15 protein-coding genes are annotated in these 14,147 nt (G+C 72.5%); 11 read left to right on the top strand and 4 right to left on the bottom strand.

The features are described 5' to 3' along the window. Positions 1-103: 103 nt before the first annotated feature. The 5 genes from ACZ3YL_RS07365 (at position 104) to ACZ3YL_RS07345 (ending at position 4,718) form a co-directional block, all read left to right on the top strand. Positions 104-541 carry a GntR family transcriptional regulator gene (locus ACZ3YL_RS07365; RefSeq protein WP_465656033.1) on the top strand — a complete coding sequence of 146 codons (438 nt, stop codon included), beginning with the start codon at positions 104-106 and terminating at the stop codon, positions 539-541. After that, positions 541-1,464 carry an ATP-binding cassette domain-containing protein gene (locus tag ACZ3YL_RS07360; RefSeq protein WP_188303093.1) on the top strand — a complete coding sequence of 308 codons (924 nt, stop codon included), beginning with the start codon at positions 541-543 and terminating at the stop codon, positions 1,462-1,464. The genes ACZ3YL_RS07365 and ACZ3YL_RS07360 overlap by 1 nt, the downstream gene beginning before the upstream one ends. Beyond that, entirely contained in the window at positions 1,461-2,426 is a 966-nt protein-coding gene (locus ACZ3YL_RS07355; protein ID WP_465656030.1) for a hypothetical protein, read from the top strand. Before ACZ3YL_RS07360 ends, ACZ3YL_RS07355 begins: the two co-directional genes overlap by 4 nt. A 118-nt stretch (positions 2,427-2,544) precedes the next feature. Next, the gene (locus ACZ3YL_RS07350; protein WP_465656028.1) at positions 2,545-3,387 is read left to right on the top strand and encodes a chitosanase; all 843 of its coding nucleotides are present in this window, start codon (positions 2,545-2,547) and stop codon (positions 3,385-3,387) included. Between the two features lie 248 nt (positions 3,388-3,635). Further along, positions 3,636-4,718 carry a sugar ABC transporter substrate-binding protein gene (locus ACZ3YL_RS07345; RefSeq protein WP_223241811.1) on the top strand — a complete coding sequence of 361 codons (1,083 nt, stop codon included), beginning with the start codon at positions 3,636-3,638 and terminating at the stop codon, positions 4,716-4,718. 76 nt (positions 4,719-4,794) lie between these two features. On the opposite strand, the gene ACZ3YL_RS07340 is transcribed toward ACZ3YL_RS07345, so the two are convergent. Continuing rightward, entirely contained in the window at positions 4,795-5,664 is an 870-nt protein-coding gene (locus ACZ3YL_RS07340; RefSeq protein ID WP_465656026.1) for a 3-hydroxybutyryl-CoA dehydrogenase, read from the bottom strand. A 283-nt stretch (positions 5,665-5,947) separates the two neighbouring features. Between ACZ3YL_RS07340 and ACZ3YL_RS07335 the strand changes: the two genes are divergently transcribed. Next, a complete protein-coding gene (locus ACZ3YL_RS07335; RefSeq protein ID WP_188303088.1) occupies positions 5,948-6,766 on the top strand; it encodes an SDR family NAD(P)-dependent oxidoreductase in 819 nt (272 codons plus the stop codon). A 17-nt stretch (positions 6,767-6,783) separates the two neighbouring features. Here ACZ3YL_RS07335 and ACZ3YL_RS07330 read toward each other — a convergent pair whose 3' ends face one another. Continuing rightward, the gene (locus ACZ3YL_RS07330; RefSeq protein WP_188303087.1) at positions 6,784-7,683 is read right to left on the bottom strand and encodes a polysaccharide deacetylase family protein; all 900 of its coding nucleotides are present in this window, start codon (positions 7,681-7,683) and stop codon (positions 6,784-6,786) included. Between the two features lie 219 nt (positions 7,684-7,902). Between ACZ3YL_RS07330 and ACZ3YL_RS07325 the strand changes: the two genes are divergently transcribed. Continuing rightward, the gene (locus ACZ3YL_RS07325; RefSeq protein WP_465656023.1) at positions 7,903-8,790 is read left to right on the top strand and encodes an SAM-dependent methyltransferase; all 888 of its coding nucleotides are present in this window, start codon (positions 7,903-7,905) and stop codon (positions 8,788-8,790) included. 265 nt (positions 8,791-9,055) lie between these two features. Beyond that, on the top strand, positions 9,056-9,562 hold the full coding sequence (locus tag ACZ3YL_RS07320) for an FBP domain-containing protein (RefSeq protein WP_465656021.1): 507 nt from the start codon (positions 9,056-9,058) through the stop codon (positions 9,560-9,562). A gap of 29 nt (positions 9,563-9,591) precedes the next feature. On the opposite strand, the gene ACZ3YL_RS07315 is transcribed toward ACZ3YL_RS07320, so the two are convergent. Together ACZ3YL_RS07315 and ACZ3YL_RS07310 are read right to left on the bottom strand one after the other, a co-directional pair. Beyond that, positions 9,592-9,966: an RNA-binding S4 domain-containing protein gene (locus ACZ3YL_RS07315; RefSeq protein ID WP_188303084.1), complete on the bottom strand. Its 375-nt coding sequence runs from the start codon at positions 9,964-9,966 to the stop codon at positions 9,592-9,594. Between the two features lie 20 nt (positions 9,967-9,986). Next, positions 9,987-10,391 carry a VOC family protein gene (locus tag ACZ3YL_RS07310; RefSeq protein ID WP_188303083.1) on the bottom strand — a complete coding sequence of 135 codons (405 nt, stop codon included), beginning with the start codon at positions 10,389-10,391 and terminating at the stop codon, positions 9,987-9,989. 83 nt (positions 10,392-10,474) lie between these two features. On the opposite strand from ACZ3YL_RS07310, the gene ACZ3YL_RS07305 reads away from it, so the two are divergent. The 3 genes from ACZ3YL_RS07305 to argJ all read left to right on the top strand — a co-directional run bounded on the left by ACZ3YL_RS07305 (position 10,475) and on the right by argJ (position 14,130). Next, positions 10,475-11,746 (top strand): methyltransferase, encoded by a 1,272-nt coding sequence (locus tag ACZ3YL_RS07305; RefSeq protein ID WP_465656018.1) that lies wholly within the window; start codon positions 10,475-10,477, stop codon positions 11,744-11,746. 189 nt (positions 11,747-11,935) lie between these two features. Continuing rightward, a complete protein-coding gene (argC, locus tag ACZ3YL_RS07300) occupies positions 11,936-12,964 on the top strand; it encodes an N-acetyl-gamma-glutamyl-phosphate reductase (RefSeq protein ID WP_188303081.1) in 1,029 nt (342 codons plus the stop codon). Next, entirely contained in the window at positions 12,961-14,130 is a 1,170-nt protein-coding gene (gene argJ / locus ACZ3YL_RS07295) for a bifunctional glutamate N-acetyltransferase/amino-acid acetyltransferase ArgJ (protein ID WP_188303080.1), read from the top strand. Before argC ends, argJ begins: the two co-directional genes overlap by 4 nt. Positions 14,131-14,147: the final 17 nt, after the last annotated feature.

Genomic DNA, 14,147 nt, shown 5'->3' with positions numbered 1-14,147 from the left:
GCGAGGCGGGTGTGGGGCCCTTTTGGCGTTCTCTCCGCCTGTTCCATCCGTTCCGGCTGTTCCGGCTTGACGAGCTGTCATCCCATCCTTTATCTCTTTACCTATGGAAGTAGATAAAGCTGAGGACCAGCCCTCGCCCATCGAGTTCCGCCTGGACCCGGCCTCCGGCGTCCCGACCTATCTGCAGCTCGTGCAGCAGGTCGAACAGGCCTTGCGGATGGGCTGGTTGACGGAGGGGGACCGGTTGCCCCGGGTGCGCGAGGTGGTCGCCGGGCTGGCGATCAACCCCAACACCGTGCTCAAGGCCTACCGGGAGCTGGAACACCGTGGCCTGGCGGCCGGCCGGCGCGGCCAGGGCACCTTCGTGCGCGGGCTGCCCGCCGGAGTGGTGCCGCTGCGCGAACGGGCCGCGCTGCGGCGGGGGTTGCTGGACTGGATGCGCTCGGCGCGGACCGCCGGGCTGGACGAAGGGGGGATGGTCGCGGTGTTCGAGGACGCGCTGCGCGACCTGCGTGAGGGCCGGGACGGGGTGGTGGCGTGATGACGACGGACACCGTGATCGACTGCGGCGGCATCGGCAAGCGCTACCGCCGCTCCTGGGCGCTGCGGGACTGCCACCTCGCCGTCCCGGCGGGCCATGTGGTGGCCCTGGTCGGCCCGAACGGCGCCGGCAAGACCACCCTGCTCAGCCTGGCCGCCGGGCTCACCCTGCCCAGCGAGGGTGCGATGACCGTCCTCGGAGACCAACTCCCCGGCTCCCCGAGGGCCTTGGACCGGATCGGCTTCGTCGCTCAGAACGCCGCGCTCTACCCCGGCCTGCCCGTACGCGACCTGCTCGCGATGGGCCGCCACCTCAACCGGCGCTGGGACGACACCCGGGCGCGCACCCACCTGGACGGCCTCGGCATCCCGCTGGACCGCAAGTACGGCCGGCTCTCCGGCGGCCAGCAGGCGCAGGTCTCGCTCGCCCTGGCTCTCGCCAAGCGCCCCGAACTGCTGCTCCTGGACGAGCCGTTGGCCGCCCTCGACCCGCTCGCCCGGCACGACTTCATGTCCGTGCTGCTCACCGCGGTGGCCGAGGACGGCCTCTCGGTGCTGTTCTCCTCGCACGCCGTCAACGAACTGGAGCAGAGCTGCGACTACCTGGTGGTGCTGGCCGGCGGCCGGGTCCAGGTGGCGGGCGAGGTGGACGACCTGACCGCCGGTCACCGGATGCTCACCGGCCCCACCGCCGAGGCGGACGCGGTCGCCGAGCGCCTGCCGGTGGTCCGCGACCGCCGGGCCGGGGCCCAGTCCCACCTGCTGGTGCGCACCGGCGGCGTGGACGCGCCGGTCTCCGAGGGCTGGCGCCAACAGCGCATCGGCCTCGAGGAGTTGGTGCTCGCGTACCTGCGCGAGCCGACCGCCTCGGCCCTGCCCGGCCCGCGCGGCGCCGTCCGTACGAACCAGAAGGTACTGTCGTGAGCTCGATCACCCTCGCCCCGCCCCGCTCCGCCGTGCTGCGGGCGGCCGGGCTGCGCCACCGGCCGGCGGTGCTGACCCTGCTGACCGTGATGGGGGCGATCTCGCTCGCCCTGCTGCTGCACGGCTGGTACCTGCACACCGGACTGGACCGGACGGGGGCCGCCGGCTGCGACCCGGCCACCGACGTCTGCACGGCCAAGTACAAGCAGTTCACGCGCCAGTACGGCCAGAGCATGCTGCCGCTCGAAACCGTGTTCTTCGTCGTCGGTGGCGCCTTCGGCGCGTTCCTCGGCGGCCCGCTGCTGGCGCGGGAGTTCGAGCACGGCACGGTGCGCTTCGCCTGGACCCAGGGCGCCGGGCGGACCCGCTGGACGATGGGCGGGCTGCTGGTGAGCGGCGGGGCGCTGGCCGTCGTCGCGGCACTGTTCGGCGTGCTGCTGCGCTGGTGGAGCGAGCCGCTGGCGCTCAAGGGCGGGGACTTCAACCCGCAGCTCTTCATCCTGGCATCGCCGGTGCTGGTCGGCCGGGTGCTGGTGGGCTTCGGGGTCGCGGTGCTGGCCGGCGCGGTGCTGCGTCGCACGCTGATCGCGGTGGGCCTCGGCCTGGCGGCCTCGGTCGCGCTGCCGTTCCTCGCCCAGGCCGTGCGCCCGCACTACATGGCGCCGCTGCAGGACTCGCTGCACTCCATGACGTCCCTGCCGCTGGACGACCGCTGGGTGCTGAGCACCTGGTTCTCCGACCCGGCCGGCACCCGGATCTCCGCGGACGACTTCTACAACCGCGGTGACACCTTCGCCCAGTGGCAGGCGATGGTGCGCGACGGCGGCTACACCGCACACGAGATGTACCAACCGGCGGACCGGTACTGGCCGTTCCAGTTCATCGAGGCCGGCTGGACGATCCTGCTCGCCGTGGTCCTCTGCGCGGCGGCGCTCTGGTGGGTGCGGCGTCGGGCGGTCTGACCTGCACCGTCGGCAGCTCTTTGAAGTGGCGTTGTCAAAACCCTTGCGGGATCGGGGTTCCCGGGCGTTTCCTTCTCGTTAGGAAGGTTTCCTAACCCACGAGGAATCGGAGCGTCCCATGCGTCCTCAGCCCCGTCGCGCCCTCCGCATAGCCCTCGCCGCCGCCCTGGTGGCCGCGCCCCTCACCGTCGCGGCCACCTCGGCCGCCCAGGCCGCGCCCGCGCCCGCACCGTCCGTCCAGCTCAAGGGTGTCGGCCTCGACGACCCGCACAAGAAGGACATCGCGATGCAGCTGGTGTCCAGCGCCGAGAACTCCTCGCTGGACTGGAAGGCCCAGTACAAGTACATCGAGGACATCGGTGACGGCCGCGGCTACACCGCCGGCATCATCGGGTTCTGCTCCGGCACCGGCGACATGCTGGACCTGGTCCAGCACTACACCGACCTCAAGCCCGGCAACGTCCTCGCCAAGTACCTGCCCGCGCTGAAGAAGGTCAACGGCAGCGCCTCGCACTCCGGCCTCGGCACCCCCTTCGTCAACGACTGGGCGACCGCCGCCAGGGACACCGTCTTCCAGCAGGCCCAGAACGACGAGCGCGACCGGGTGTACTTCAACCCCGCCGTCAGCCAGGCCAAGTCCGACGGCCTGCGCGCGCTCGGCCAGTTCGCCTACTACGACGCCATCGTCATGCACGGCCCCGGCAACAGCTCCGACAGCTTCGGCGGCATCCGCGCCGCCGCCATGAAGAAGGCCAGGACGCCCGCCCAGGGCGGCGACGAAGCCGCCTACCTCAAGGCCTTCCTGGACGCCCGCAAGGTGGTCATGAAGAAGGAGGAGGCGCACTCCGACACCAGCCGGGTCGACACCGAGCAGTCGGTGTTCCTCAACGCCAAGAACTTCGACCTCAACCCGCCGCTCAAGTGGAAGGTCTACGGCGACAGCTACGCCATCAATAGCTGACGCCCAGGTCGGCGCGGTGGCGGGAGACCGTTCCCCCGGGTCTCCCGCCATCTCGGCGTTCGATCGTCCCCCCCCCCGCGAAAACCCCAAGGGCCTGTGAAATTCCTGTTCATCCCGTAACGAATCGAGCAGGGGCATAACGAACGATCCCTCCCGCATTGACGCATTCGCCCGGTGGCGCTTGACTCCGTCCCCTGTCGCAGGGTTGCGGCGCAGTACAGGAGGCACCACCGATCATGATCAGACCCATGCGTCTCGCGGCCACGGGCACGGCCGCCGTGTCGCTCGCACTCGCCCTCACGGCCTGCGGCCAGACGGTGGCGAGCCAGACGCCGGCGGCCGGCGGAGGCGGAGGTGGCGAGGGCATCGGTCTGCTGCTGCCGGAGAGCACGTCCTCCACCCGGTACGACGCGTTCGACAAGCCCCTGATCGAGCAGACGGTGACCGGCCTCTGCGCCAAGTGCACGGTGAGCTACGCCAACGCGGGCGGCGACGCCACTGTCCAGAAGAAACAGTTCGACGACATGCTCGCCAAGGGCGCCAAGGTCATCCTGCTCGACCCGGTCGACGCCAAGCTCACCGCCCCGTGGGTGGACGCCGCCAACGCCAAGGGCGTGAAGGTCGTCGCCTACGACCGGCTGGCCCAGGGCAAGGTCGCCGCGTACGTCTCCTTCGACAACCAGCAGACCGGTCAGCTCCAGGGCCAGGCCCTGCTCGACGCGCTCGGCTCGAAGGCCTCCTCGGCCAACGTCGTGATGATCGACGGCGCCGAATCCGACCCCAACGCCGCGCAGTTCAAGGCGGGCGCGCACCTGGCACTGGACGGCCGGGTCAAGATCGCCTACGAGCAGTCCGGCGAGTGGAAGCCGGACGTGGCCACGGAGAAGACGAACGAGGCCATCCGGAGCCTCGGGAAGAACGGCATCCAGGCCGTGTACGCCGCGAACGACGGCATGGCCGCCGCCGTCATCGAGGCCCTGAAGGCCGCAGGCATCAAGAACGTGCCGGTCGGCGGCCAGGACGCCTCCATCGACGCGGTCCGCCGGGTGCTCACCGGCGAGCAGGCCTACACCATCTACAAGCCGTACAAGCCCGAGACGGACGCGGCGGGCAGCATCGCCGTCCAGCTGGCCGAGGGCATGGACATCAGCACGACCGCCGCCACGCTCACCGACAGCGGCGGGCTGAAGATCCCCTCGCTGCTGCTCACCCCGATCGTGGTGACCAAGCCGAAGGTGGAGGCCACGGTCGTCGGCGGCGGGCTCTACAAGGCGTCCGACATCTGCACCCAGCAGTACGCCGAGGCCTGCGCGGAGGCCGGGGTCAAGTAGCGCGGCACGTCAGGCAGTCGGAAAGGGGCGCGCCCGTACCGGAGACCGGTACGGGCGCGCCCCTTTCCGTCGAGGCTCAGGCGCTCGCGGTGTAGTCGTAGAAGCCGCGGCCGGACTTGCGGCCCAGCAGGCCGGCGTCGACCATCCGGGACAGCAGCGGGGGAGCGGCGTACAGCGGCTCCTTGTACTCGTCGTACATCGACTCGGCGATCGACACGATGGTGTCCAGGCCGATCAGGTCGCACAGCCGCAGCGGGCCCATCGGGTGGGCGCAGCCGGCCTCCATGCCCTTGTCGATGTCCGCGGCGGTGGCCACGCCCGACTCGAACATCCGCACCGCGGACAGCAGGTACGGCACCAGCAGCGCGTTGACCACGAAGCCGGCCCGGTCGCGGGCCCGGATCGGCTCCTTGGCGAGCACCTGGGTGGCGAAGGCCTCGACCCGCTCGGTGGTGGTCGCCGAGGTGGTCAGCGTCGGGATGACCTCGACCAGCTTCTGCACCGGCGCCGGGTTGAAGAAGTGCAGGCCGATGACCTGCTCCGGGCGGGAGGTGGCGGCGGCCAGCTTCACGATCGGGATCGAGGAGGTGTTGGACGCCAGGATCGCGTCGCGGCGCTCGATCACCTGGTCCAGGGTCTGGAAGATCTTGACCTTGATGTCCTCGCGCTCGGCGACCGCCTCGACCACCAGGTCGCGGTCGGCGAAGTCGGACAGCTCGACGGTGAAGGACAGCCGGGACATCGCCTCGTCCCGCTGCTCGGGGGTCAGCTTGCCGCGCTTGACCGCCGTCTCCAGGGAGTTGGTCAGCCGGGTGCGCCCGAACTCCAGCGCCTCACCGCTGGCCTCCGACACCATGACGTCCAGCCCGGCCCGGGCGAAGACCTCGGCGATGCCCGACCCCATCAGGCCGCAGCCCACTACTCCGACGCGCGCGATGTCACTCACTCAGTTGCCCTTCGGTGGTGCTGGGGGTCGCCCAGCGAACTGGTGGCCCAGCGAGCTGCTGGTCAACGGGTCGGTGAACCGGAATGGGTGCACCGGTCACCGCCCCGACGACGTTACTACTCCGTACCGGCCAGTAGGTCACCCCCTCCCCGGCACAGTGCCAGCCGGAACGGACCCCCGATCGGGTGAGGCCCGGCCGCCCGCGCGTGTGCCCGGAGCCGCCGCCGCCCGGCGCCCGACAGAATGCCGCAGACGGGGGCCGGGGACGGGAAGGGAGCACACGGTGCCGACGGGATCGCTCACAGGACAGGTCGCACTGGTCACCGGCGGCGGCCGGGGCATCGGCCGGGAGATCGCCATCGGCCTGGCCGCCGAGGGCATGGCCGTCGGACTGGTCGGCCGCACCCACGAGACGCTGACCGACACCCTCAAGGAGTGCGTCAAGCACGGCTCCCGGGGCGTCGCCGTCACCGCCGACGTCTGCCGCCCCGGCTCGGTGCGCGAGGCCGTCCGGCTGATCGAGCGCGACCTCGGCCCGATCGACCTGCTGGTCAACAACGCCGGCCTGGTCGACCGCGCCGAGGTGCCGCTCTGGGAGACCGACCCCAACCAGTGGTGGCAGGTGATCGAGACCAACCTGCGCGGCCCCTACAACCTGCTGCGCTGCGTCCTGCCCGGCATGGTCGCCCGCCGCCGCGGCCGGGTGGTCAACCTCAACTCCGGCTTCGCGCTGCGCCCGGACGGCGAGTACACCGCGTACGCGACCTCCAAGGGCGCGCTGCTCCAGCTCTCCGACAACATGGCGGACTCGCTGGCCCGGCACGACGTCGTGGTGCTCGACATCAGCCCCGGCGCGGTGGCCACCGACATGACCGCGGGGATGCCGATGTTCCGGGACATGAAGGCCTGGGGCTCGATCCCGTACGTGGTCGCGGTCACCGTGGACGCCGCCCGCGGCCGCTTCGACGCGCTGCACGGGCGGTTCATCCACGCGGGGCGGGACGACCTGGAGGAGCTGGTCGCCCGGGCGGACGCCATCCGCGCGGCCGACGCCCGGACGCTGCGGCTGCGCCCGTACAAGGACGACGACCCGATGGTCTGACCGGCGGACGGGGCCGTTCAGGCGCACAGCTGGCTGGCCGTGACCGGCTTGAGCCCCGCCTTCGCCAGCCCGTCCAGGATCGCCGGCAGCGCGTCGATGGTGCACTGGTGGCTCATGTGCAGGGCCACCACCGAGCCGCCGCGCACCCCGTTCAGCACCCGGCGCTGCAGTTCGGCGGCGGTCGGGTCGTTGTAGTCGCGCGGGTCGACGTCGAAGGACAGCACGTGCTCGTAGCCGACGGCCTTGGCCTGCTCGGTCACCACCGAGGTGGCATACTGCGCGGCGGAGGGGCGGAACCAGCGCCCGATCGAGCCGGTCAGCTTCTGCAGCCGGTCGGCGCACTGGGCGATCTCGGCGCGGGCCTGCTCCGGCGACATCGCGGAGATGTTCAGGTGGTTCTGGGTGTGGTTGCCCAGCTCGTGGCCGCCGTCCAGGATCCGCCGGGCCATCTGCGGCTGCTGGTCCAGCCAACTGCCGACCGCCATCACGGTCAGCTTGACGCCGCGCTGCTCGGCCGCCTCCAGCAGGGCGGTGGCGAGCTTCGGGTCGCCGCTGCCGTGGCAGGTGAGCGCCACGTTCTTGCCGGTACGCGGCCCGTGCACCACCTCGTACGGAGTGCCGGCCGCCAGCGGTGTCAGCGCGGGCGGCGTCGGCGGGGCGGAGGCCCGGGCGGCGGCCGGGGTCGGCTCGGCGTCGGGGCGCGGCTCGCCCGGGGCGGAGGAGGCGGGCCCCTCCCCGCCGTTCCAGGCCGGGTCGGTGGTGTGCTGGGGGTCGACGCTGCCGGGGTGCGCGGCGAGCCCCCCGGTGTCGGCTCGGCGGGGCGTGCCGCTGTCGCAGGACGTGAGGAGCCCCCCCGCGGCGGACAGGGCGGCCAGCTTGGCGGCGGTGCGCAGTACGGTGCGGCGGTCGGCAGTCATCGGCAGTCAGCATAGAGAGGACGGCCCCGCCGGGCGATCCGGCGCCGCCGTCCGTGCGCGTCCTCCGGATCGCCTTTGACGTGCACACACTCCGCTGCGCGGGTGTTGCGTAAACCTGAACTCCCGCTGTTTCCACGGCGTGTCGTTGGATACGATCACCGCGCACCGCGAGTTACGGGGCAGTAGGCACATTCCGGCATTGCGCATTGGGGGCGGAACATGACGCACGAGGACACCGCGGCCGTCGACCAGGACACCCGCACCGACTGGGAGTGGGCCAGAACCGACGACTGGCAGCCGCCGAGCGAACTCGACACCGGCGTTCCGCACACCGCCCGGATGTACGACTACTACCTGGGCGGCAAGGACAACTTCGAGGCGGACCGCAAGGCCGCCCAGGCCGCGATAGCCGCCTACCCGGCGCTGCCGCTGCTGGCCCGCACCAACCGGCAGTTCCTCGGCCGGGCCGTCGAGTTCGCGGCGGGCCGGGGGATCCGCCAGTTCATCGACATCGGCACCGGCATCCCGGCGGTGGGCTCCACCAACGAGGTCGCCCAGCGGGTCGCCCCGGACGCCCGGGTGGTCTACGTCGACAACGACCCGATCGTCGCCACCCACGCCCGCGCCCTGCTGGCCGGCCGCCCCGCCGGGCGCACCTCGGTCATCGAGGCCGACCTGCGCGACCCGGAGGCGATCCTGCGCCACCCCGCACTGTGCGGCGCCGTCGACCTCTCCCAGCCCGTCGCGCTGATGCTCGTCGCCGTCCTGCACTTCATCCGCGACGAGGAGGGCGCCCAGCGGATCGTCCGGACCCTGCGCGACGCGCTCGCCCCCGGCAGCGCCCTGATCCTCTCCCACGGCAGCCCGGACTTCGCCTCCCGGGAGAGCGCCGCCGAGGGCACCCGGATCTACAAGAGCGCCAGTGCCCCGCTGGTGCTGCGGCCCCGGGCCGACGTCGAACCCTTCTTCGGCGACTTCGAGTTCGTCGGCCCCGGCCTCGTCCAACTCCCGCTCTGGCGCCCCACCGCGGGCCACCTCCGCACCACCGAGCTGCCCGAGGGCTGGCAGGACGTCTCCGCCTACGCGGGCGTCGCGCTCAAGCCGTGACGCGGCCCGACGCCACCGTCACGCCGTGACAGGGGCCGGTCCCGGCGCCTCCCTCCTGCGCCGGGACCGGTCATCGCAGCCTAGGTGCGGACACTGACAACCCCTCACCGGCCCGGCTACTCTGCGGCGTGACCACCGAACACCCCTCCCTGCCACCCCTGCCCGCCGACGCCCCGGGGCGGCTCGCGCTCCAGGCCGCGCATCCGGTGCGTACCGGGAGGAATTGACGCGACAGGGCGCGGCGGGCGGTGTTAGCTTCCGCCGCATGGAACCCCTCGACGACCCCGAGATCCGCGCGTCCTTCGTCAACTGCTCCAAGGGCGAGGCCCGGCGGCTCCACCTGCCCCGGGGTCTGGCCGAACTGCCCTGGGGGGACTTGGACTTCCTCGGCTGGCGGGACCAGGGCGCGCCCGACCGGGCGTACCTGGTGGCGCCGTACGGCGGCGAGCTGGTCGGCGTGACGCTGCGCTCGCCGATGGTGCGGCGCAGCCTGACCAAGACCAACGTCTGCTCGCTGTGCATCACCGCACACGCCGGGTCGGGCGTCGCGCTGCTGGCCGCCCGCCGGGCCGGGGCGTCCGGGCGGGAGGGCAACACCGTCGGCACGTACATCTGCGCCGACCTCGCCTGCTCGCTCTACGTCCGGGGGCTGAAGAAGTCCGCCCTGGTGACCAGGCCGGACGAGTCGCTGCCGCTGGAGCAGCAGGTCGCCCGTACGGTGGGCAACCTCGACGCCTTCCTCGCCAGGGTGCTCACCGACACCTCGGCGTAGCCCCGGCGGCCACCGGCCGCGACCAGCCGCTACCGTCCGCGCAGCTGGTCCAGGTCCCGGCGCTCCCGCTTGGTCGGGCGCCCGGCGCCGCGGTCCCGTTCGAAGGAGGTCGCGGTGAACTCGCGCGGCGGTCGCGGCGGGCTGTTGTCGATCAGGCACTCCGCCGCGACCGGAGCGCCGACCCGCTTGCGGATCGGCTTGCGCACCACCACGACCCGCTCGTAGCCCTCCTCGCGGACCCGGACCTCGTCCCCGGCCCTGAGCGGCTGGGCGGGCTTGGCCCGCTCGCCGTTCACCCGGACGTGCCCGGCCTTGCAGGCGGCCGCCGCCAGCGACCGGGTCTTGGCCAGCCGGACCGACCAGACCCAGACGTCCACCCGCACGCTTCCCTCGTCCTCAGCCATCCCGCGAGCCTACCCAAGCCCTACGCGGCGGAGGGCACCTCCTGGACGGCCCAGCCGTTGCCGTCCGGGTCGTTGAAGAACACGAAGTTGTTCCAGGCCTCGCCGTGCCCGTTCACCCGGGCTCCCGCCACGAAGTGCTGGACGGGGCTGACGGCCACGCCGCGCGCCGCGAGTTCGGCGTGCGCCTTCTCGATGTCCGGCACCACCAGTTGGAGGCCCTTCACCGAGCCGGGCGCCGATTCGATCACCCCGGTGCCCACCACGATCGAGCAGCGGGAGCCGGGGGGAGTCAGCTGGACCACCCGGACTCCGTCCCGCAACCGGGTGTCGTGGTCCACGGTGAAGCCGGCCTGCTCCTCGTAGAAGAGCTTCGCGCGGTCGACGTCCGCCACCGGGACCACCACGACTTCGAGCTTCCATTCCATCGCCCTCACCCCTCTCGGTCGGGCCCTTCCAGTATCTGCCCGAAACCGTTCCCCGGGGGACCTTCGGATAGCCTGAGAACACGATGAATCCGCAGACCACGCCCGCCTCGTCACCGTCAGCCACCGCCTTCGCGACCCCCTGGGGAACCCTCGACCTCGCCCGCTTCCCGGTGGACCCGCGCGAGCGGCTGCGGGCCTGGGACGCCGCCGACGAATACCTGCTGCGCCACCTCGCCGGTGAGGCCGGCAGTGCCGGCGGCGCCGCCACCGAGCTGGCCGGCCGCCGGATCGTCGTCCTCGGCGACCGCTGGGGCGCGCTGACCACCGCGCTGACCACTGCACTGACGACTGCCCCGGCCACCACGCTGAACACCGCCCCGGCCACCGTGCCGGCGCCGTACGAGCCGGTCCAGATCAGCGACTCCCACCTCGGCCGGCAGGCCACCAGGGAGAACCTCGCCCGGGCCGGCGCCGCCGTCGACGAGGGCCGGCTGCTCACCACCCGGGACACCCCGCCGGAGCGGATCGACGTCCTGCTGGTGCGGGTGCCCAAGAGCCTGGCCCTGCTGGAGGACCAGTTGCACCGGCTCGCCCCGGCGATCCACCCCGGCACCGTGGTGATCGGCACCGGGATGGTGACCGAGATCCACACCTCCACCCTGCAACTGTTCGAGAAGGTCCTCGGCCCGACCCGCACCTCGCTCGCCGTCCGCAAGGCCCGGCTGATCTTCTGCACCCCCGACCCGGCGCTCGACCCGGGCCCCAGCCCGTGGCCGCACCGCTACGCGCTGCCGCCGGACATCGGCGCCGCCGCCGGCCGGACGGTGGTCAACCACGCGGGCACCTTCTGCGCGGAGCGGCTCGACATCGGCACCCGCTTCTTCCTGGCGCACCTGCCGACCCCGGCCCCCGGCGACCGGGTGGTCGACCTCGGCTGCGGCAACGGCGTGGTCGGTACGGCGGCGGCGCTGGCCGGGCCGGGCGCGGAGCTGGTGTTCGTGGACGAGTCCCACCAGGCGGTGGCCTCCGCCGAGGAGACCTTCCGTAGCAATCTGGGCCCGGAGGCCCCGGCCGAGTTCCGCGCCGCGGACGCGCTCGACCCGGCGGTGTTCGCCCCCGGCTCGGTGGACCTGGTGCTCAACAACCCGCCGTTCCACTCCCACCAGGCCACCACCGACGCCACCGCCTGGCGGATGTTCACCGGTGCCCGGCGGGCGCTGCGGCCCGGCGGCGAGCTGTGGGTGGTCGGCAACCGCCACCTCGGCTACCACGTCAAGCTGCGCAAGCTGTTCGGCAACTGCCAACTCGTCGCCGGGAACCCCAAGTTCGTGGTGCTGCGGGCGGTCAGGCGGTAGCGCTCGCCGGCACGGCCCGTCGACGCCCGGGCCGGCCCGCCGCCACCCGGGGCTGGTCCGCGGTCGGCACGTCGACGCCCAAGCCCCATCGGGCCGGCCCAGGGTCCGCCCGGGCCGGCCCCGCTTCGGCCAGTCTTGCATGGATTTTCCCCCACGCGTATATTCATGCCACGACAAAGGAGGAACGCCATGGCATTGCGAGTCGCCGTCGCCGGCGCGAGCGGGTACGCGGGCGGCGAGGTACTGCGCCTGCTGCTCGGCCACCCTGAGATGGAGATCGGGGCGCTGACCGGCGGCTCGAACGCGGGCACCAAGCTGGGCGCGCTGCAGCCGCACCTGATCCCGCTGGCCGACCGCGTGCTCGAGCCCACCACCCCCGAGGTGCTGGCCGACCACGACGTGGTGTTCCTGGCGCTGCCGCACGGCCAGTCCGCCGCCGTCGCCGAGGCCCTCGGCCAGAACGTCCTGGTGGTCGACTGCGGCGCCGACTTCCGGCTCAAGGCCGCCGCCGACTGGAAGCAGTTCTACGGCTCCGCCCACGCCGGCACCTGGCCCTACGGCCTGCCCGAACTCCCCGGCCACCGCCACGCGTTGAAGGGCAGCAACCGGATCGCGGTGCCCGGCTGCTACCCGACGGCCGTCTCCCTGGCGCTGTTCCCCGCCTACGCGGCCGGGCTCGCCGAGCCGGAGGCCGTGGTGGTCGCCGCCTCCGGCACCTCCGGCGCGGGCAAGGCCGCCAAGACCCACCTGCTCGGCAGCGAGGTCATGGGCAGCGTCAGCCCGTACGGCGTCGGCGGCGTGCACCGGCACACCCCGGAGATGGTGCAGAACCTCTCCCCGGTCGCGGGCGAGCCGGTGACCGTCTCCTTCACCCCCACCCTCGTCCCGATGTCGCGCGGCATCCTCGCCACCTGCTCCGCCAAGGCGAAGCCGGGCGTGAGCGCCGAGAGCCTGCGCGCCGCCTACGCCGAGGCGTACGCGGACGAGCCCTTCGTCCACCTGCTGCCCGAGGGGCAGTGGCCGCAGACCAGCAGCGTCTACGGCGCCAACACCGCCCTGGTCCAGGTCGCCCTGGACGCCACCGCCGGGCGGGTCATCGCGATCAGCGCGATCGACAACCTCGTCAAGGGCACCGCGGGTGGCGCGGTGCAGAGCATGAACATCGCCCTCGGTCTGCCCGAGGAGCTGGGCCTTCCCGTGAACGGAGTCGCACCGTGACCACCCCGAACACCGGCGTGACCGCGGCCAAGGGCTTCCGGGCCGCCGGCGTCACCGCGGGCATCAAGGCCTCCGGCACCCCGGACCTCGCCCTGGTCGTCAACGACGGCCCCTCGCTCGCCGCGGCCGGCGTCTTCACCGCCAACCGGGTCAAGGCCGCGCCCGTGCTCTGGTCCCAGCAGGTCCTCAAGGGCGGCCGGGTCTCCGCCGTCGTCCTCAACTCCGGTGGCGCCAACGCCTGTACCGGCCCGGCCGGGTTCCAGGACACCCACGCCACCGCGGAGCGGGTCGCCGTGGAGCTGGGGCTCAGCGCCGGCGAGGTCGCCGTCGCCTCCACCGGCCTGATCGGCGTCCGGCTGCCGATGGACGTGCTGCTGCCCGGCGTCACCCTGGCCGCCCAGGAACTCAGCCCGACGGGCGGCGAGGCCGCCGCGATCGCCATCAAGACCACCGACACCGTGCACAAGACCGCCCAGTTCACCAGCCCGGCGGGCTGGACGGTCGGCGGCATGGCCAAGGGCGCGGGCATGCTCGCCCCGAGCCTGGCCACCATGCTGGTGGTGCTCACCACCGACGCCGACCTGGACGACGCCGCCCTGGACACCGCGCTGCGCGGCGCCACCCGCACCACCTTCGACCGGATCGACTCCGACGGCTGCATGTCGACCAACGACACCGTGCTGCTGCTCGCCTCCGGCGCCACCGGCATCGCCCCGGACCAGGCCGAGTTCGCCGAGGCCGTCCGCACCGTCAGCGCCGACCTGGCCCGCCAGCTGATCGGCGACGCCGAGGGCGCCAGCAAGGACATCCGGATCGACGTCACCGGTGCCGCCACCGAGGACGAGGCCGTCGAGGTCGCCCGCACGATCAGCCGCAACAACCTGCTCAAGTGCGCCATCCACGGCGAGGACCCCAACTGGGGCCGGGTGCTGTCCGCGATCGGCACCACCAGCGCCGCCTTCGACCCCGACCGGCTCGACGTGGCCATCAACGGCGTCTGGGTCTGCAAGGACGGCGGCGTGGGCGAGGACCGCGAGCTGGTGGACATGAAGGCCCGTGACGTCGTCATCACCGCGAACCTCAACGCCGGTACGGCGAGCGCCTCGCTGTGGACCAATGACCTGACGGCCGACTACGTCCACGAGAACAGCGCCTACTCCAGCTGAGCCACGGCTCCGCCGCT

The sequence above is a fragment of the Kitasatospora sp. NPDC023176 genome (assembly GCF_055560495.1).
This window is presented reverse-complemented; position numbering and strand designations above follow the sequence as displayed.

Bases quoted from the DNA above. Each gene is read 5' to 3' on its own strand.
- ACZ3YL_RS07325 (WP_465656023.1), top strand. From the start codon at position 7,903: ATGACGCACGAGGACACCGCGGCCGTCGACCAGGACACCCGCACCGAC.
- argC (WP_188303081.1), top strand. From the start codon at position 11,936: ATGGCATTGCGAGTCGCCGTCGCCGGCGCGAGCGGGTACGCGGGCGGC.
- ACZ3YL_RS07310 (WP_188303083.1), bottom strand. From the start codon at position 10,391: ATGGAATGGAAGCTCGAAGTCGTGGTGGTCCCGGTGGCGGACGTCGAC.
- ACZ3YL_RS07305 (WP_465656018.1), top strand. From the start codon at position 10,475: ATGAATCCGCAGACCACGCCCGCCTCGTCACCGTCAGCCACCGCCTTC.
- ACZ3YL_RS07360 (WP_188303093.1), top strand. From the start codon at position 541: ATGACGACGGACACCGTGATCGACTGCGGCGGCATCGGCAAGCGCTAC.
- ACZ3YL_RS07350 (WP_465656028.1), top strand. From the start codon at position 2,545: ATGCGTCCTCAGCCCCGTCGCGCCCTCCGCATAGCCCTCGCCGCCGCC.
- ACZ3YL_RS07315 (WP_188303084.1), bottom strand. From the start codon at position 9,966: ATGGCTGAGGACGAGGGAAGCGTGCGGGTGGACGTCTGGGTCTGGTCG.
- ACZ3YL_RS07330 (WP_188303087.1), bottom strand. From the start codon at position 7,683: ATGACTGCCGACCGCCGCACCGTACTGCGCACCGCCGCCAAGCTGGCC.
- ACZ3YL_RS07365 (WP_465656033.1), top strand. From the start codon at position 104: ATGGAAGTAGATAAAGCTGAGGACCAGCCCTCGCCCATCGAGTTCCGC.
- ACZ3YL_RS07345 (WP_223241811.1), top strand. From the start codon at position 3,636: ATGCGTCTCGCGGCCACGGGCACGGCCGCCGTGTCGCTCGCACTCGCC.
- ACZ3YL_RS07320 (WP_465656021.1), top strand. From the start codon at position 9,056: ATGGAACCCCTCGACGACCCCGAGATCCGCGCGTCCTTCGTCAACTGC.